Source organism: Rhodoferax sp. GW822-FHT04A08 (assembly GCF_058801025.1).
This window is the reverse complement of the sequence record NZ_JBXAMW010000003.1, coordinates 466,369-481,813: the sequence shown is the minus strand read 5'-3', so window position 1 is coordinate 481,813 and position 15,445 is coordinate 466,369. Positions and strand designations below refer to the sequence as shown.

Here is a 15,445-nt window from a genome sequence, read left to right as displayed (position 1 = left end):
GCACCATGCTGTTCCTACTTTCCCCCGCCAAATCCCTGGATTACGAGACCCCGCTGAACGGCCAGCCACACACGGCCCCTTTGTTTGTGAAGGGCTCCAAGGTGCTGATCGATGTGCTGCGGACCCAGTCGCCAAAGCAGATTGCCGAGCTGATGGACCTGAGCGACAAGCTCAGCACGCTCAATGTGGCGCGTTACCAAGCCTGGTCCACCCGCGCCACCGAAAAGAATGCCCGCCAGGCGGCCCTGGCCTTTGATGGCGATGTGTACGGTGGTCTGGATGCGCGCAGCCTGGACGCCGACGACTTGGCCTGGGCGCAAGACCATATCTGCATTCTGAGCGGTCTCTATGGCGTGCTGCGTCCACTGGACCTGATGCAGCCTTACCGGCTGGAGATGGGCACGCAAATCGCCAACCCCGGTGGCAAGGACCTGTATGCGTTCTGGGGTTCGCGCATTTCCGAATACCTCAACACCCGCCTGCGCAAGGACACCAGCCCGGTGGTGGTCAACCTGGCATCCAACGAATATTTCAAGGCCGTGGACACCAAGGCGCTCAAGTCCCAGGTGGTGGAGTGCGTGTTCCAGGAGTACAAGGGCGGGCAATACAAGATCGTCAGCTTCTTTGCCAAGCGCGCGCGCGGCCTGATGGCACGCTACGCCACCGTCAACCGGCTGGTGCATGTGGACCAGCTGAAGTCCTTTGATTCCGAAGGCTATGCCTTTGACGCCAAAGTCTCCACCCCCGCCAAGCTCGTGTTCAGGCGCAAGGCATGAAAGTCACTGCCAACGGTCTGCAGATCGAGGTGGAGGACTCTGCCACCGCAGACCCATCCCATCGCCAGCGGCCCGTTGTGCTGCTGATCATGGGCCTGGGCATGCAGCTGATCTCCTGGCCCGACTACTTCGTGCAGCCGCTGGTGTACGCGGGCTACCGCGTGATCCGCTTCGACAACCGGGACAGCGGCCTGAGCACCGCTTTGGACCACTTGGGCAAACCCAACATGGCGTGGACCATGATGAAGTACCAGATGGGCATGGCCTTGCACCCTCCGTATAGCCTGAGCGACATGGCGCAGGACAGCCTGGGCGTGCTGGACGCGCTGGGCATTAGCTGTGCCCACGTGGTGGGCGTCAGCATGGGCGGCATGATCGCTCAGCATCTGGCCATCGAAGCGCCGCAACGGGTGACCAGCCTGACCAGCATCATGAGCAGCAGCGGTGGCAAAGGCTTACCTGGCCCGCAGCCACATGCATTGCGCATCATGATGAGCCGTCCCCGCGACAAGAGCGAGGAATCCATCACCCAGTACGGTCTGCAATTGCTGACGGCCATCGGCAGCCCTGGCTATCCGACGCCCGAAGCTGAGCTGCGCCAGCAGATCGTGCAGGCCTACCGCCGCAGCCAGCAACCGCACGGTACATTGCGACAGACCGTCGCCGTGATGGCCGACAGCACACGCGCTGCCTTGCTGGGGCGCATCCAATGCCCGACCCTTGTGGTTCACGGGCATGCCGATCCGCTGGTTCCCTTTGTCTGCGGTGAGGACACGGCACGTCGCATTCCGCATGCCGTGCTGGTGGGAATAGAAGGCATGGGGCACGACCTGCCTCCCGAGCCGGTGCGGCAGATCCATGAAACCCTGATCCCACGCCTATACATGGCCCAGAAGCACATTGCCGGAGATGCACCGTGAACACCCCTGAACAGTCCCAGTTGGGCAAGGCCTCGGCCTATGTGGATCAGTACGATGCGTCGCTGCTGTTTCCCATTCCCCGCGCCGGCAAGCGTGCCGAGATCGGGGTGACCGGAGCCAGCCCGTTTTTTGGCGCCGACATCTGGACCGCCTACGAGCTGAGCTGGCTCAACACGCGTGGCAAACCGCAGGTGGCGCTGGTGCACTTCACCATCCCCTGCGAATCCGTGAATATCGTGGAGAGCAAGTCCTTCAAGCTCTACCTCAACAGCTACAACAACACCCGTTTTACCGATGCCGCCGAGGTGCTGGCGCGACTGCGTGCCGACATCAACGAAGCCGTATGGCGCGGCGGTGTGGTGCAGTCCTCGGTGGGCGTCAAGATGATTGGCCCCGAGCTGTTTGACCGGGAACCGATTTACGAACTCGATGGCCTGAGCCTGGATCGTCTCGACGTCGAATGCACCCGCTACCAGCCCGCACCCGACTTGCTCACCGCTGCAACCGAAGAGCCGCCGGTCACCGAAGTGCTGGTGAGCAATCTGCTCAAGAGCAATTGCCTGGTCACCGGCCAGCCCGACTGGGGCAGTGTGCAGATCAGCTACACCGGCCCGCAGATCAACCAGGAAGGCTTGCTGCAATACCTGGTGAGCTTTCGCAACCACAACGAGTTCCATGAACAGTGCGTGGAGCGCATCTTCATGGACCTCTGGACGCGCTGCAAGCCGCTCAAGCTCACCGTCTATGCGCGCTACACACGCCGCGGCGGTCTGGACATCAACCCCTTTCGCACCAGCCATCCGCAGGCGCTGCCACTGAACACACGAACGGCACGCCAATAGTGGCCGCCGTCTTTCCCACCATCCACTGGCAAGAGGGCGGCCACGACTGCAGCGCCCGCTGGCGCTCCGAACGTGGCGCCTCCGCACCCAAAAAGGTGGTGCTGGCAGACGACACCATGACGGCAGATGCGGCCTACCGTCTGGCGTGCGAAGGCACTGCGCTGCTCTGGCGCGGTGACTTCCAGAACGCGCGCCAGATGTTGCAGGCGCTGGGGCGCCGCATTGACCAGTCGGCCGCCACCGACAAGCGGGGGCGCAAACGCAAACCGCTGGCTGCGAAGCCCGCTACGTTCAGTGCGGAAGAACACGCTGCGGCGGCTGCCAAAGGCTTTCACCTGCATAGGCAGGCGCAGGCCCAACGCGCCCGCGTACTGAGCATGGTGCTTTTGTCATTCAGCGAGGACTATGGCCTGACCCTGCGCCGCAGTCCCGATGCCCGAATCGCTTGTGCGCAAGCCTGGGGCGACGTGGTGGCGGGCGAGGGTGGAAGTGTGGCGTCCATGCGCGAGCTGCTGGGCTTGATCAGCGCCCATGAGTGGCGCAAGAACGGCGTGGAAATATCCTCACTCGGTGCGGCACCCAACAACCGTATCTACCCGCATTACGGTGTGTTTTCTCCAGTGCGTGGTGAATACGTCGGGCTAGTCAAACTGGCACCTTTGGCTGCGGATACCGCAGCGCTGACCATTTTTGATATTGGCACCGGCACCGGCGTGCTGTCAGCCGTGCTGGCGCGGCGTGGCGTGGGCCACGTGGTGGCTACCGACATGGATGCGCGCGCCTTGCAGTGCGCCCGCAGCAACCTGGAGCAACTGGGCGTGAGCGCCCAGGTTGACGTGCAGCAGGCCAATCTGTTTCCCGCGGGGCTGGCAGACATCATCGTCTGCAATCCGCCCTGGCTACCTGCACGTCCGGGCTCGCCGATCGAGCATGCGGTGTACGACGAAGGTAGCGGCATGCTGCTGGGCTTTCTGAACGGGCTGCTGGCCCATCTAGAGCCGCAAGGTGAGGGCTGGCTGATCCTGTCCGATCTGGCCGAGCATCTGGGGCTGCGTAGCCGTGCAGATTTGCTGGCAGCGTTTGCTGCTGCGGGCCTGGTTGTCGTCGGTCGCCTCGACACCGTGCCTGTGCATGGCAAGGCCAGCGACTCCGCGGATCCTTTGCATGCTGCGCGGTCGGTGGAGGTGACTTCGCTGTGGCGGCTGGCCGATGCCAAGGCCCTCCACTAGGCAGAAGGGGCTCTGGCGCAGTTCACTCAGTGCTGCGTGACAACGATGGGCTCACCCTGGGTGATGATCATGGTGTGCTCGTACTGCGCGGACAAGTTGCCACGCACGCCCACCAGAGTCCATCCATCGGACGTCTCATTCACCACACGGCTCTTGGTGGAAAGAAAGGGTTCAATGGTGATCACCATGCCTTCTTCCAACACGCGGGTATCGGTCGGATCAAAGTAGCCGGCAATATGCTCTGGCGCTTCATGCAATGCACGCCCCACGCCGTGGCTGCCCAGGTTCTCGATGATCTTGAAGCCGTATGCCTTGGCTGTGCGCTGGATGGCCGCACCGATGCCATTGATGGGCTGGCCCGCGCGGGCATGCTTCATGGCGTTTTGCAGGGCCATGCGCGTGGCATGGCACAAGCGCGTCTTCTGCGGGTTGGTCGGGGGCACAACCTTGGTACCTCCGGTATCGGCGAAATAGCCTCCCAGTTCGGCGGAGACGTCCACGTTCAAGACGTCACCCGCTCGGATCACCCGATCACCGGGAATGCCGTGTGCAGCCTCTTCGTTGATGCTGATGCAGGTCGCACCAGGGAAGTTGTAGGTGAGCATGGGCGCAGATCGCGCACCATGGCGCTCCAGCAATTGCCCTCCCAAGGCGTCCAGCTCGCGCGTGGTCATGCCCGGTTCGGCCGCGTCGAGCATCTCCTGCAGCACGCTGGAAACAATTTTGCCGATGCGTTGAAGTGCAGCGACGTCGTCTTGGGTTTCAATGGTCATGGGACCTCCTTGTTGAAATAGGGGAACTGTCCGGTGGCTTTCTCATGCCTGCCAGACACCGAATCCGGCCTCGCGCAAACCGATGCCCAATTCAATCTCCATGTCCACGGCCGCCTTGTAGGACATCGGGTTATAGGCTTCATACAGGTCGGGAACCAATTGAAGGCCATACAGCAGAACGTAGCGATTGTGCTGGATGCCGGCCTTGTGCTTGTCAAACCGCACATCCGGGTCCAAACCGGTCATTCCAACGTAGACACAGGGCTTGCCTTGGACATAGTGCGGATTGGCTTTGAGAAACTTCGCTTCAAGCAACACGTCTTTCGACAGTTCGATGACGTAGACGCTGTAATGGCTGCGCTTTCCCATGGATGCTGTCAGACAGTCTGCACGTGCAGTATCAATCCATCACAGGCGTCTTCCACCAGATCCAGCACCTGGTCAAAGCCCTGCGGACCACCATAGTAGGGGTCGGGCACCACCGGGTCGTCCGATTTCTGGCAGAACTCGGTGAGGCGACGAATCTTGGGCAGATGGTGCGGTGGACACATTTCTTTCACCTCGGCGAGGTTGTCCCAGTCCATCACCAGAATCAGGTCAAAGCGCTCGAAGTCACTTTTCTGTATTTGCCGCGTACGCAGGTCCGACAGGTCATAGCCACGTCTGGCAGCATGCGCTTGTGAGCGCGCATCGGGCGCGCTGCCGGGATGGTAGTTGTGGGTACCTGCGGAATCGATCGCAACCCGATCAGCCATGCTCTGCCTCATGACCTTGTGGCGGAACACACCGTGTGCAGTGGGGCTGCGGCAAATATTGCCCATGCACACAAACAGGATGGAGTAGGGTGTCGTCATGTAGCGCCTGACTTGGCAGCCAGCATGGTCTTTCGCCTTGCCAGACTCTCAGCGGGCCAAACGTGTTCGCGCGCATAGTAGTCTTCAAACGCAACGGCGCCTTCGGGTAGTACAACCCAAGGCTGCTTGGAGGCAGTGAAGATATGGACATCTGGTGGCAGCAGGTCCGGATTGTCCAACGTGCCAACGCGAACGAATTTGACGGCAGCGCCCGATCCGGCGTAGTGGCTCCATACCGCCACCTTGCAGGTCGGGCAGCGTGCAATCTTTTGGCCCAGGCCACTGGCAGAGGGCGTGTCCACCACTTCCGGAGGCACTCCAAGCATGGTGACACGATCCGCTTCTATCATGGCATTGAGCGCAAAGGCAGCACCGGATTCCCTTTGGCACCAGCGGCAGTGGCAGCAGTGCACGACTAATGGCTTGGTTTCCATGCGATAACGAACGGCTTGGCAATCGCAGCCACCTTCGGCAGGAAACGCGTCTTGTGTTGAAACTGACTTGGTCATGTCAACGCGTGCCCCACCGGGCCCCTTGCGCCGCTTTGGCCTTTGCGGCTTCCACTTCCCGGTTGCGCGGGCTGGCATGGGTCGTCAGCGACTGGATCAAGGTGCGTGCGCTGGCGGCTACCTCTTGCACGGCGCGCTCGAAAGCGGCCTCATTGGCCTTGGATGGCACGTTGAAGCCGCTGAGCTTGCGCACAAACTGCAGCGAGGCGTCGCGTATCTCGATTTCCGTGGCGGGGGGATCAAAGTTGAAGAGGGTCTTGATGCTTCGGCACATGGTGCTTTCACTCCAAAATGGCGATGGCACAGAAATTACCATACCGCCAATGACCACACCCGTTCAGCCCACTCTCAAGCGCGTCCACGCCAAGCGACTGCGCGAGGTCTACCGCTCCGCGGGCTGGCCTTGTCTGGACGTGGTGGAGGTGGAGCTGCTAGCGGCCGGCCTGCTGGAGCGCATCCCCAATCCGGGTGGTCTGGAATGCGTACGGGTCACGGATGCCGGCATCCAGTTTCTGGCGGGTGCGGCGCACAGCAACCGCAAGGCGTTTTCGGCGCATGAGGCGCTGGTGGACCAGGTGGCGCAGGCCATGGCGCGTGACGGGCGCCTGGTCTGGAAGGGCTTGAGCCTGCGCGCCATGTTGCCGGCCGCTGACGAAGCGTCGTCCAAGCCGCGCTGGAAGATGTGCAACCCGGACGTGTTTTCCATCCGCAACAGCTCACGCCCGGACTATCTGGAGCCCATCGTGCACGAGATCAAGGTCAGCCGTGCCGACCTGCTGGGCGATCTCAAACAGGTCGACAAGCGCAATGCCTATCTCGATATCGGCGGCCAATGTTGGTACGTGCTCGGCTGCAATGCCAAAGGCCAGGCCATTGGCGAGCCGGAGGAGATTCCCATGGAGTGCGGCGTGATGCTGTATGCCAACGACAAGCTCGAAGTCCTGCGCATGGCTCCCCGGAAAGAAGCCAGAACCTTGTCGTTTTCCGTCTGGATGGCGCTGGCAAAAGCCGCACCGTCGGTCATTGCGCTGGATGCGCAAATGCCGGTCGGCTGAACACCTCGCGCAGCATGGGCTCAAAGTGGCTCAGGGGCTTGGTCGGGTAGGCCGGGTCGAAGGCGGCCTGGTCGTAGCGCTCGCAAAAGCGCTGGCAGGATTCAAACCAGCGGTGGTCCTTGTACGCCAGGTGGCCTTGCGCATCCTTGTCGTAGTGGTGCGCGTAGTACTGCATCTGGAACAGTCCATGCATCTCCACCACCCACGTCACCTCGGGGCGCACAAAGGGCCGCAGAATGCTGGCGGCAAACTGCGAGTGGTTCTCGGGGGCTAGCTCATCGCCCAGGTCGTGCAGCAGGGCTGCCACCACCATCTCGATGTCGGCACCGTCGTCCTCGGCGCGGGTCGCGCTTTGCAGGGAGTGCTCCAGCCGGGAAATCTTGTAACCCTGCAGCGATCCGCCCAGGCGCTCCAGCGCCAGCAGCAGCCGGTCGGGCAGGGCGCGTATGTAATCGTGTTCCAGCTTCTGCAGAAAGGCGTACTCCTCGCGGGTGCCATCTTTCATCTGGGTAAAGGCAACGGTATCCATGTTCAGTTCCTTGATAGGGGGGCGATCAGCCGATTTGACGTTTGAGGACCAGGTACTGGCTGCGCGGGCCGTCGCGGTCCACATAGCAGCCTTGCAACTGGCGGTGTCCTTCCGACGGATCGAAGGCGGTGCGCCCGTGCAGCACGCGGTTGTTGTCAAACATCATCATTTCGCCCGCGTTCAGGCGTATGCGCAGCTCGTACTGCGGGTCTTCAAACAGCACGCCCAGGCGCTTGCGCGCTGCGTGGTAGCGGCGGGTATCTTCCTGCGACATCACCGGGATGTCGTCCAGGCGCGGGCTGTAGTGCACGCCGGTCATGTTGCCCTCGCCGTCGAGCTCGATCATGGGCTTGATGGACACCAGATGCGTGGTCGCATCGCGGAACTCGTAGCGCACCGGAATGCGGCTCAGCAGCGCAAAACCTTCCGGGTCTTCGCGGCGCACCTGCTCGGCCACGGCCAGGCTGTCCACCAGGGTGGACAGGCCGCCCGAGGTTTCGTTCTGCAAGCATTGCAGGATCTGGATGCCCGGCACCGGCGTGCGGTAAGGGTTGTCGGTGTGCGGGCCCAGGGCGACCGGGCGGTAGGCCAGATCGTTGGAGTCGGGGCGGGAATAGACCTCAAAGAAGGCGCCGAAGTTGGTGGTGCGCACAAAGCCGAAGCGATGGGCGATTTCCAGAATCGAGTCGGCCTTGGTGGGTGTCTCATTCACCAGCAGGAAGCCGCGTTCAATGAAGTCCCGCAGGGCGCGGTAGAGCACCGCCTCCTGCTGCAGATCTGCCCAGCGGTAAACCGGGCGTGGCGTCAGGTCCGAGCGCCAGGGCTTGGGTTCGGGGCAGCCGGTGCTGAGCACCGCACCTTGCACCAGTTCCTCCGGGTCAAACTGGCCGGAGAACCCATCGCTGAACGACAGATGCAGCTTGCCCTCCACATGGCGTGCGCCCAGCAGGTACAGATCGTCGGGCAGCAGGTGCGGGTTCATCAGGCGCTGGCCAGTGACCACGTCGCGCTGCGACGGGTCCAGGCTGCGGGCGCGCAGCCACAGGGCGGGGAGCTCGGTTTCCTTGGCGCCCTGGCGCAGCATCACGCGCACGGGCTTGGATTCGGTATGCAGAAGGATTTCAGATTTCACGGTGTTCTTCGCGGGCAGCGACAGGGCAGTGGACGATGGAATGCAGTTTGCTTGACTTCCCTCAATTCTTCAAACGAAAAAACTTTCGTTATAAGATTAGTTTGACTAATGCCTCACTTATGGATGCCCCATGGCCCGACTTCCCCCCTTGAACTGGCTGCGCGCCTTTGAGGCCTCGGCCCGCGCGCTGAGTTTCACCTCTGCGGCGGAGGAGCTGAACATGACCCAAAGCGCCGTGAGCCAGCAGATCAAGAGCCTGGAGAGCGCCTTGGGGCGCAGCCTGTTCCTGCGCCGCGCGCGTGGCCTGGAACTCACCGACGAGGGGCGTGGTTACCTGCCCACGGTTCAGGCGGCATTCGCCATGCTGGAGGAAGGCACCACGGTCCTGCAGGGGCGCAATGACCCGGATGTGTTGGAGCTGCAGGTGAACCTGTCGTTTGCCCTGTTCTGGCTCACGCCGCGTCTGGGCCAGTTCATGGAAGAGAACCCCAGTGTGCAGCTCAACCTGGCCACCTCGGTCTGGAGTGAGGAGCGACCCAACCACGCCGCGTCCATGCAGATCGTGTTTGGCCTGGGCAAAAAGGAGGGCATTGCCGGCAAGCGCCTCACGCGCGACACCTTGTTCCCGGTGTGTTCACCGAAGCTGGCGCGCCAGATCAAATCGCTGGATGACCTGCTGGCGCAGCGCCTGTTTGATCTGCCCGGCACCGCCCAGAGTTGGGGTGCCTGGCTCAAGGCGCATCCCCAGGGCCATAGCCTGGAGGTGCCTGCGGTGCATCGCGCCAGCACCTGGGCCTTGAGCCTGGAGTGGGCGCAGCGTGATCTGGGCGTGGCGCTGGCGCATGAAACCATCGTCAACGACTTGCTGGTATCTGGCCAACTGGTGCGGCCCTTTGCGTTCTCCATCCCCTTGAAGGAGTCTTACTACCTGATTGCGCCGGAAGGCATGCGCACGCGCCATGCCAGCAAGGTGTTCAAGGACTGGTTGCTGCGGGAGATGGCGGTGTTCCAGAGTGTGTCGGGCTGATCACGCTCTGGCCTAGAAAAGCTGCCCTGTCAACTCGTCCACGACAGTGCCATCACTGCGATGGGTGATGGTTTCCGCTGCCCCCGCATCATCCGCCTTCAGCAACGCCCCCACCCTTACTCCCAGCAGGCGCAGACGCTTTTGCAGCGGTGCGCGCTTCAGGCACTGCCCGGCAAACTGGCGTATGGCCTTGGCATCGGCGATGTAGTGGTCTATGGTCTGGTCGCGTGTGACGATCTGGAAGTCGTCGAAGCGCAGCTTGATGCCAATGGTCTTGCCCACGTAACCCTTGCGTTGCAGGTCGCCAGCCACCTGCTCGCACAGCTTGGTGAAGATGGCGCCCAGCTCGGCCTTGTCGCGCACGGCATGCAGGTCGCGGTCGAACGTGGTCTCGCGGCTCATGCTCACCGGCTCACTTTCGGTCACCACCGGACGGTTGTCCTGGCCGTGGGAGGCTGCATGCATCCAGGCGCCCGTGCGTTCGCCAAAGGTGTCCATCAGCCACTGCAAGTCCCGCGCGGCCAACTGGCCTATGGTGGTGATGCCATGGCTCTGGAGTTTGGCATCGGCCTTGGGGCCAATGCCATTGATCTTGCGGCAGGCCAGCGGCCAGATCTTGGACTCCAGGTCTTCTTCCATCACGATGGAAATGCCGTTGGGCTTGTTGAATTCGCTGGCCATCTTGGCCAGCAGTTTGTTGGGCGCCACGCCCACCGAGCAGGTCAGGCCGGTGTCGTCAAAAATGGCCTTTTGTATGAGCCGCGCCAGTACCCGTCCGCCTTCGCGCTGGCCGCCGGGTACGTCGGTGAAGTCGATGTAGACCTCATCCACACCGCGGTCTTCCATGAGTGGCGCAATCTCGGTGATGAGGGCCTTGAAGCGGCGCGAGTAATGCCGGTACTGGTCAAAGTCCACTGGCAGCAATATGGCTTGCGGGCAGAGCTTGGCCGCTTTCATCAGGCCCATGGCCGAACCCACGCCAAACTGCCGTGCCGCGTAGGTGGCGGTGGTGATGACGCCGCGCCCGGTGTAGCCCGCCAGCAGGGGAAAGAAGTCTACCGGGATGCGGTGCAGATGTTCGCTGCTCCACTCCTGGTCCGGATGGGTGGCGCGCAGCCGGCCCAGCAGGTCGTCCTCGCGCCGGCGCCCGCCGCCAATCACTACCGGCAGCCCCTTGAGCTGCGGATAGCGCAGCAGCTCCACGGAGGCGTAAAACGCATCCATGTCCAGGTGCGCAATGCGGCGCAAGGGGGGTGGTGGGGTGGTGGAAGTGGGCGCGGACATAGAGGCACAAGAGAGCTTGCGCACAAGTATAGAGACGCCACTACCCCCGCCGTTTGGCGTTACAGTGCAAGGGCTTTCCACTCCCTTTGAGCACCCTATGCCTCGCACCCTCATCAGTTCCGGCTCCACCTTTGAAGCGCAGATCGGTTACTCCCGTGCCGTTGTCGCAGAGCCCTGGGTCTTTGTATCCGGCACCACGGGTTTTGACTACACCGCCATGACCATTTCGGACAACGTGGTCGAGCAGGCCGCGCAATGCCTGCGCAATATCCAGTCCGCCCTGGAGCAGGCGGGTGCCAGCTTGAAAGATGTGGTGCGGGTAACCTACGTGCTGCCGAACGCTGCGGAGTTCGAGGCCTGCTGGCCGGTGCTACGCCAATACTTTGGCGAGGTGCGGCCCGCCGCCATGATGATTTCGGCGGGCCTGGCCGATCCGCGCATGAAAATTGAAATCGAAGTGACGGCGCTCAAGACCTGATCTCCAGACTTGTTTCATTTGCCGCCGAGACCTGACTGCCTCACTTGCGCCGCGACGACTTGCTCTGCAGCAGTTCGCGAATGGTTTGCAGATGGGGTTCTCGGCTGCGGCCCCGGCGCACCGCCAGCGAGAACTGCGACTGGTAGCCAAACGCCGAAGGCAGCAGCACCTTGAGGCGACCCTGGTCTACCCAGGGCTGCGCATAGTGCTCCGGCAGATAGCCGGTGTAGGCACCGGAGAGGATCAGGATGAGCTGCGCTTCCATGCTCTCCACCGTGGCCACGCTGCGGTTGAAGCCCAGGCGCCCCAGCTCGGTCTGGCTCCAGTAGCGGTGGCGCACCGTGCTGTATTCCGTCACAGCTGATTCCGACACGCGTTTCTGCGCAAACAGGGGGTGCTGGTCGCTGCAATACAGCCACAGCTGCTCGCGGTACAGCGGGTAGTACATCAGGCCGTTGGCGCGAGCCGGGAAAAAGCCCACGGCAAGGTCCAGTTCGTTGGACAGAACCGCATCCTGCAGCTCATAGGGGCTCTTGACGAACAGGCTCAGGTGCACGGACGGGTAGCGCTTGCAGAATTCCCCGATCACCGTGGGCAGGGCCAGGCCCTTGTCGGTGACGGTGGAGTCCAGCACACCCATCTTGAGTGTGCCAGCCATGTCGCCCTTGAGCAACGCGGTATAGGCCTTGAAGCCCTCGATGTCTGCCAGCAGGCGCTGTGCCTCGCCCAGCAGCATCTCGCCTTTCTCAGTGAGCTTGAAGCCGCCGCGCCCGCGCTGGCACAGGGTGAAGCCCACCTGTGTCTCCAGCTGGCTCATATAGGTGCTGATGGCCGAGGTGGTGAGATTGAGCTCCTGCTGCGCCCGGGAGAAGCCCTGGTGGCGTGCAACAGAAACGTAGATGCGAAGCAGTTTGAGGTCGGGCATGGGCGATTCCGGTGTGGGTACTTAGTTTAGGTTTTTCTGAACTGATTATTTCAAATCCCGCATTTTTTATGGATGCAAGTCGCCGGAATAATGGGCCATCAACGACATAGACCCCAAGGAAATTCACGTGTCCAAACAGCTCAACCAACCCCAGGGCGGCAACGAAATGCCACGCTTTGCCGGACTGGCCACCATGATGCGATTGCCCTCTGCCACCTCGCCAGAAGGCCTGGATGTCGCCTTCATGGGTGTGCCGCTGGATATTGGTGCTTCCCTGCGGGCGGGCACCCGTTTCGGCCCGCGCAGCATCCGTGCGGAATCCGTGATGATTCGCCCCTACAACATGGCCACCGGAGCCGCGCCGTTCGACACCCTGCAGGTGGCCGACCTGGGCGATGTGGCCATCAACACCTTCAACCTGTTGGACTCGGTGCGCATCATTGAAGAGGCCTACACCCGGCTCAATGCCTTCCCCGTGATTCCGCTCACCTTGGGAGGTGACCACACCATCACCTTGCCCATTCTGCGGGCTTTGACCAAGAAGCACGGGCCGGTGGGGCTGATCCATGTGGATGCCCATACCGACACCAACGACGATATGTTTGGAGAAAAGATAACCCATGGCAGCACCTTCCGCCGCGCCGTGGAGGAAGGTCTGCTTGACTGCAAGCGCGTGGTGCAGATCGGCCAGCGCGCCCAGGGCTATACCAGCGGCGACTTCCAATGGGGTGTGGACCAGGGCTTCAGGCTCTTTACCGCCGAGCAGTGCTGGTACAAGTCGCTCACCCCGCTGATGGCCGACGTGCGCGCCATCATGGGCGACGGCCCGGTGTATCTCAGCTTTGACATCGACGGCATTGACCCGGCCTGGGCGCCCGGCACCGGCACGCCTGAGGTGGGCGGCCTGACTTCCATCCAGGGCCTGGAAATCGTGCGTGGCTGCAAGGGTCTCAATCTGATCGGTGGTGACCTAGTGGAGGTTTCCCCACCGTATGACCTCAGCGGCAATACCGCGCAGCTGGGCGCCAACCTGTTGTACGAAATGCTGTGCGTGTTGCCCGGCGTGCAGTCTCGCTGAAGGACGCGCCGTGAAGCTGGACGTATTCAAGACGCTGTGGGGCTGGCAGGGCGACTGGAGCCAGTGCGCAGCCCAGGTGCGCCAGATGGGCGGCGTGGGCGTGGAGGCCCGCATGCCGACCGACCCTTTTGCGGTGCGTACCCTGGCCAGTGCGTTGCAGCAGGAAGGGCTGGCTTACATCGCCATCGTCTTTACCGGTGGAGATGTGATACCCAACCAGTCCTGGACCGCACAGCAGCATCTCGATCGCCTGCAGCTTGCGCTGGACAACGCAGCCCAGCTGCAACCCCGCTTTCTGAACCTGCTGGCTGGCAACGACCGCTGGCCCCTGGCCCAGCAGGTGGAGTTCTTCGGGCGGGCACAGGCGCTGGCTGATGCGGCGGGCGTGGTGTGCAGCTTTGAGACGCACCGCGCCACCTCGCTCTACAGCCCCTGGCTCACGCTGGAGCTGATCGCGCAACTGCCGCAGTTGCGCTTCACCGCCGACATCAGCCACTGGGTGGTGGTGAGTGAGCGGCTGCTGTGTGACCCTGTCGATGAGCTGACGCCTTTTGTGGAGCGTGTGCACCATGTGCAGGCACGCGTGGGCTATGACCAGGGTCCGCAGGTTCCCCATCCGGCAGCGCCCGAATACGCCCGCGAACTGGCATTCCACCAGGGTGTGTGGGAGGCCGTCTGGGCCTCACAGGTGCAGCGTGGCTACACCACCACCACGCTCACGCCGGAGTGCGGCCCCGATGGCTATACGCACCTGCTGCCTTTTACCCGCGCCCCCATTGCCGACACTGCCGAGCTCAACCGCTGGATGGCACATACCGAGCAAGCACACTTCTTGCGTTGGTCGTCTGCCAGGTCCGGTGCATCGAACTGAACGCTTTCCCTTGACCCTACCTTCATCCTGCCAGACCACCATATGAGTACATCCAAATACAGCGCACGGGGCGACTTCTCTGCGCTACCGATCATCAACATCAAAGGCCTGTTCAGCGACCGGCTGGAAGACCGCAAGGCGGTGGCCGACGAAATTGGCGACGCTGCCCGCAACGTCGGCTTCTTCTACATCAGCGGCCATGGCATTGCTGCCAGCCAGATTGCCGCATTGCGTGCCGCTGCGGCCCAGCTCTATGCCAAGGAACTGGAGTGGAAGATGGGCTACCACATCGGCCTGGGGCGCGGCCACAAGGGCTTTGTGCCCGAAGGCGAAGAGATCTATGCTCAGGGGCGCCCTGACCACAAGGAGGCCTACGACATCGGCTTTGAGGCCGCCGACGACCATCCCATGGTGAAGGCCAACCTGCCACTGATCGGTGGCAACAAATGGCCAGACCTGCCCGGTTTCAAAGAGGCGGTGCAGGCCTACTACGCCGCCGTGTTCAATCTGGGTCAGCGCCTGATGCATGCCTTTGCACTGGCCCTGGGCCAGCCCGAGGACGCCTTCGATGCCTACGTCACCTGCCCGCCGTCCAAGTTGCGCCTGATCCACTACCCGGTGGACCCCAGCGCGGAAGATGTGCCCGGCATTGGCGCACATACCGACTACGAGTGCTTCACGCTGCTGCTGGCCGACCAGCCCGGGTTGGAAGTGCTCAACGACAAGGGCCAATGGATCGATGCGCCCCCGGTCACGGTGGATGGCGAAGAGGCCTACGTCATCAATGTGGGCGACATGCTGGAAGTCTGGACCGCAGGCGCCTTTGTGGCCACCAGCCACCGCGTGCGCAAGGTCAAGCACGAGCGCTACTCCTTCCCGCTGTTCTTCGCCTGTGACTACAACACCAAGGTGCGGCCCTTGCCCCAGTTCCTAGAAGAGGGCGCAGAGACCTCCTACGAGGAAATCACCATCGGCGAACACATGTGGAGCATGGCGCTGCAGACCTACAGCTACCTGCGTGCAAAGGTGGCAGCAGGCGAACTGCAACTGCCCCACGGTGCGCGCAAACCGTCGAGCTTCGGCAACTTCAAGAAGACCGAAACCACGCCTGCTTGATTCCCCGTTTCACTTTTTTCCTTACCCTGTTTTTCTGTTCCCAACCT

Annotated in this window: 19 protein-coding genes; 10 read left to right on the top strand and 9 right to left on the bottom strand. The window is 62.3% G+C overall.

All coding sequences use genetic code 11. The features are described 5' to 3' along the window. Nucleotides 1-5: 5 nt before the first annotated feature. Genes yaaA through AC1RMF_RS09460 form a run of 4 tightly spaced genes read left to right on the top strand, consistent with a single transcriptional unit; the run spans nucleotide 6 to nucleotide 3,767 of the window. Nucleotides 6-776 (top strand): peroxide stress protein YaaA, encoded by a 771-nt coding sequence (gene yaaA, locus AC1RMF_RS09475; protein WP_493141250.1) that lies wholly within the window; start codon nucleotides 6-8, stop codon nucleotides 774-776. After that, a complete protein-coding gene (locus tag AC1RMF_RS09470; protein WP_493141249.1) occupies nucleotides 773-1,696 on the top strand; it encodes an alpha/beta fold hydrolase in 924 nt (307 codons plus the stop codon). Before yaaA ends, AC1RMF_RS09470 begins: the two co-directional genes overlap by 4 nt. After that, nucleotides 1,693-2,538 (top strand): NADPH-dependent 7-cyano-7-deazaguanine reductase QueF, encoded by an 846-nt coding sequence (queF, locus tag AC1RMF_RS09465; RefSeq protein ID WP_342616819.1) that lies wholly within the window; start codon nucleotides 1,693-1,695, stop codon nucleotides 2,536-2,538. The genes AC1RMF_RS09470 and queF overlap by 4 nt, the downstream gene beginning before the upstream one ends. Continuing rightward, nucleotides 2,538-3,767 (top strand): methyltransferase, encoded by a 1,230-nt coding sequence (locus AC1RMF_RS09460; RefSeq protein ID WP_493141248.1) that lies wholly within the window; start codon nucleotides 2,538-2,540, stop codon nucleotides 3,765-3,767. The genes queF and AC1RMF_RS09460 overlap by 1 nt, the downstream gene beginning before the upstream one ends. A gap of 26 nt (nucleotides 3,768-3,793) precedes the next feature. Here the strand turns inward: AC1RMF_RS09460 and map are convergent, their stop codons facing one another. From map to AC1RMF_RS09435, 5 genes are read right to left on the bottom strand one after another with little or no spacing between them, the layout of a single operon-like run. Beyond that, nucleotides 3,794-4,540, bottom strand: coding sequence for a type I methionyl aminopeptidase (map, locus tag AC1RMF_RS09455; protein ID WP_493141247.1), 747 nt, complete (start codon nucleotides 4,538-4,540; stop codon nucleotides 3,794-3,796). Nucleotides 4,541-4,582: 42 nt separating this feature from the next. Continuing rightward, entirely contained in the window at nucleotides 4,583-4,909 is a 327-nt protein-coding gene (locus tag AC1RMF_RS09450) for a hypothetical protein (RefSeq protein ID WP_342616823.1), read from the bottom strand. A gap of 8 nt (nucleotides 4,910-4,917) precedes the next feature. Beyond that, on the bottom strand, nucleotides 4,918-5,394 hold the full coding sequence (locus AC1RMF_RS09445; RefSeq protein WP_493141246.1) for a low molecular weight protein-tyrosine-phosphatase: 477 nt from the start codon (nucleotides 5,392-5,394) through the stop codon (nucleotides 4,918-4,920). Next, complete coding sequence (locus AC1RMF_RS09440; protein WP_342616825.1) at nucleotides 5,391-5,903, bottom strand: GFA family protein; 513 nt, start codon at nucleotides 5,901-5,903, stop codon at nucleotides 5,391-5,393. Before AC1RMF_RS09440 ends, AC1RMF_RS09445 begins: the two co-directional genes overlap by 4 nt. A 1-nt stretch (nucleotide 5,904) precedes the next feature. Continuing rightward, nucleotides 5,905-6,177 (bottom strand): DUF2277 domain-containing protein, encoded by a 273-nt coding sequence (locus AC1RMF_RS09435; protein ID WP_342616826.1) that lies wholly within the window; start codon nucleotides 6,175-6,177, stop codon nucleotides 5,905-5,907. Between the two features lie 49 nt (nucleotides 6,178-6,226). Between AC1RMF_RS09435 and AC1RMF_RS09430 the strand changes: the two genes are divergently transcribed. Further along, a complete protein-coding gene (locus tag AC1RMF_RS09430) occupies nucleotides 6,227-6,958 on the top strand; it encodes a hypothetical protein (RefSeq protein WP_342616827.1) in 732 nt (243 codons plus the stop codon). On the opposite strand, the gene AC1RMF_RS09425 is transcribed toward AC1RMF_RS09430, so the two are convergent. Beyond that, nucleotides 6,924-7,487, bottom strand: a complete 564-nt coding sequence (locus tag AC1RMF_RS09425; protein ID WP_493141245.1) for an HD domain-containing protein — start codon at nucleotides 7,485-7,487, stop codon at nucleotides 6,924-6,926. The two genes, AC1RMF_RS09430 and AC1RMF_RS09425, sit on opposite strands and share 35 nt — an antisense overlap. Nucleotides 7,488-7,512: 25 nt before the next feature. After that, nucleotides 7,513-8,619: a clavaminate synthase family protein gene (locus tag AC1RMF_RS09420; RefSeq protein WP_493141244.1), complete on the bottom strand. Its 1,107-nt coding sequence runs from the start codon at nucleotides 8,617-8,619 to the stop codon at nucleotides 7,513-7,515. A 130-nt stretch (nucleotides 8,620-8,749) separates the two neighbouring features. On the opposite strand from AC1RMF_RS09420, the gene AC1RMF_RS09415 reads away from it, so the two are divergent. Continuing rightward, a complete protein-coding gene (locus tag AC1RMF_RS09415; protein WP_493141243.1) occupies nucleotides 8,750-9,646 on the top strand; it encodes a LysR family transcriptional regulator in 897 nt (298 codons plus the stop codon). Nucleotides 9,647-9,658: 12 nt separating this feature from the next. Here AC1RMF_RS09415 and dinB read toward each other — a convergent pair whose 3' ends face one another. Beyond that, nucleotides 9,659-10,930 carry a DNA polymerase IV gene (gene dinB / locus AC1RMF_RS09410; RefSeq protein WP_493141242.1) on the bottom strand — a complete coding sequence of 424 codons (1,272 nt, stop codon included), beginning with the start codon at nucleotides 10,928-10,930 and terminating at the stop codon, nucleotides 9,659-9,661. 97 nt (nucleotides 10,931-11,027) lie between these two features. Between dinB and AC1RMF_RS09405 the strand changes: the two genes are divergently transcribed. Continuing rightward, nucleotides 11,028-11,408 carry a RidA family protein gene (locus tag AC1RMF_RS09405; protein WP_493141241.1) on the top strand — a complete coding sequence of 127 codons (381 nt, stop codon included), beginning with the start codon at nucleotides 11,028-11,030 and terminating at the stop codon, nucleotides 11,406-11,408. Between the two features lie 40 nt (nucleotides 11,409-11,448). Here the strand turns inward: AC1RMF_RS09405 and AC1RMF_RS09400 are convergent, their stop codons facing one another. Further along, nucleotides 11,449-12,333 (bottom strand): LysR family transcriptional regulator, encoded by an 885-nt coding sequence (locus tag AC1RMF_RS09400; protein ID WP_342616831.1) that lies wholly within the window; start codon nucleotides 12,331-12,333, stop codon nucleotides 11,449-11,451. Nucleotides 12,334-12,499: 166 nt separating this feature from the next. Between AC1RMF_RS09400 and speB the strand changes: the two genes are divergently transcribed. From speB to AC1RMF_RS09385, 3 genes are read left to right on the top strand one after another with little or no spacing between them, the layout of a single operon-like run. Continuing rightward, nucleotides 12,500-13,411 (top strand): agmatinase, encoded by a 912-nt coding sequence (gene speB, locus AC1RMF_RS09395; protein ID WP_493141289.1) that lies wholly within the window; start codon nucleotides 12,500-12,502, stop codon nucleotides 13,409-13,411. A 10-nt stretch (nucleotides 13,412-13,421) separates the two neighbouring features. Next, nucleotides 13,422-14,282 carry a sugar phosphate isomerase/epimerase family protein gene (locus AC1RMF_RS09390; RefSeq protein ID WP_493141240.1) on the top strand — a complete coding sequence of 287 codons (861 nt, stop codon included), beginning with the start codon at nucleotides 13,422-13,424 and terminating at the stop codon, nucleotides 14,280-14,282. 42 nt (nucleotides 14,283-14,324) lie between these two features. Beyond that, the gene (locus tag AC1RMF_RS09385; protein WP_342616834.1) at nucleotides 14,325-15,398 is read left to right on the top strand and encodes an isopenicillin N synthase family dioxygenase; all 1,074 of its coding nucleotides are present in this window, start codon (nucleotides 14,325-14,327) and stop codon (nucleotides 15,396-15,398) included. The last annotated feature ends 47 nt before the right edge of the window (nucleotides 15,399-15,445 follow it).

Bases quoted from the DNA above. Each gene is read 5' to 3' on its own strand.
- speB (WP_493141289.1), top strand. From the start codon at position 12,500: ATGCCACGCTTTGCCGGACTGGCCACCATGATGCGATTGCCCTCTGCC.
- AC1RMF_RS09430 (WP_342616827.1), top strand. From the start codon at position 6,227: ATGACCACACCCGTTCAGCCCACTCTCAAGCGCGTCCACGCCAAGCGA.
- AC1RMF_RS09415 (WP_493141243.1), top strand. From the start codon at position 8,750: ATGGCCCGACTTCCCCCCTTGAACTGGCTGCGCGCCTTTGAGGCCTCG.
- dinB (WP_493141242.1), bottom strand. From the start codon at position 10,930: ATGTCCGCGCCCACTTCCACCACCCCACCACCCCCCTTGCGCCGCATT.
- AC1RMF_RS09385 (WP_342616834.1), top strand. From the start codon at position 14,325: ATGAGTACATCCAAATACAGCGCACGGGGCGACTTCTCTGCGCTACCG.
- AC1RMF_RS09470 (WP_493141249.1), top strand. From the start codon at position 773: ATGAAAGTCACTGCCAACGGTCTGCAGATCGAGGTGGAGGACTCTGCC.
- yaaA (WP_493141250.1), top strand. From the start codon at position 6: ATGCTGTTCCTACTTTCCCCCGCCAAATCCCTGGATTACGAGACCCCG.
- AC1RMF_RS09440 (WP_342616825.1), bottom strand. From the start codon at position 5,903: ATGACCAAGTCAGTTTCAACACAAGACGCGTTTCCTGCCGAAGGTGGC.
- map (WP_493141247.1), bottom strand. From the start codon at position 4,540: ATGACCATTGAAACCCAAGACGACGTCGCTGCACTTCAACGCATCGGC.
- AC1RMF_RS09400 (WP_342616831.1), bottom strand. From the start codon at position 12,333: ATGCCCGACCTCAAACTGCTTCGCATCTACGTTTCTGTTGCACGCCAC.
- AC1RMF_RS09425 (WP_493141245.1), bottom strand. From the start codon at position 7,487: ATGGATACCGTTGCCTTTACCCAGATGAAAGATGGCACCCGCGAGGAG.
- AC1RMF_RS09435 (WP_342616826.1), bottom strand. From the start codon at position 6,177: ATGTGCCGAAGCATCAAGACCCTCTTCAACTTTGATCCCCCCGCCACG.
- AC1RMF_RS09445 (WP_493141246.1), bottom strand. From the start codon at position 5,394: ATGACGACACCCTACTCCATCCTGTTTGTGTGCATGGGCAATATTTGC.
- AC1RMF_RS09405 (WP_493141241.1), top strand. From the start codon at position 11,028: ATGCCTCGCACCCTCATCAGTTCCGGCTCCACCTTTGAAGCGCAGATC.
- AC1RMF_RS09450 (WP_342616823.1), bottom strand. From the start codon at position 4,909: ATGGGAAAGCGCAGCCATTACAGCGTCTACGTCATCGAACTGTCGAAA.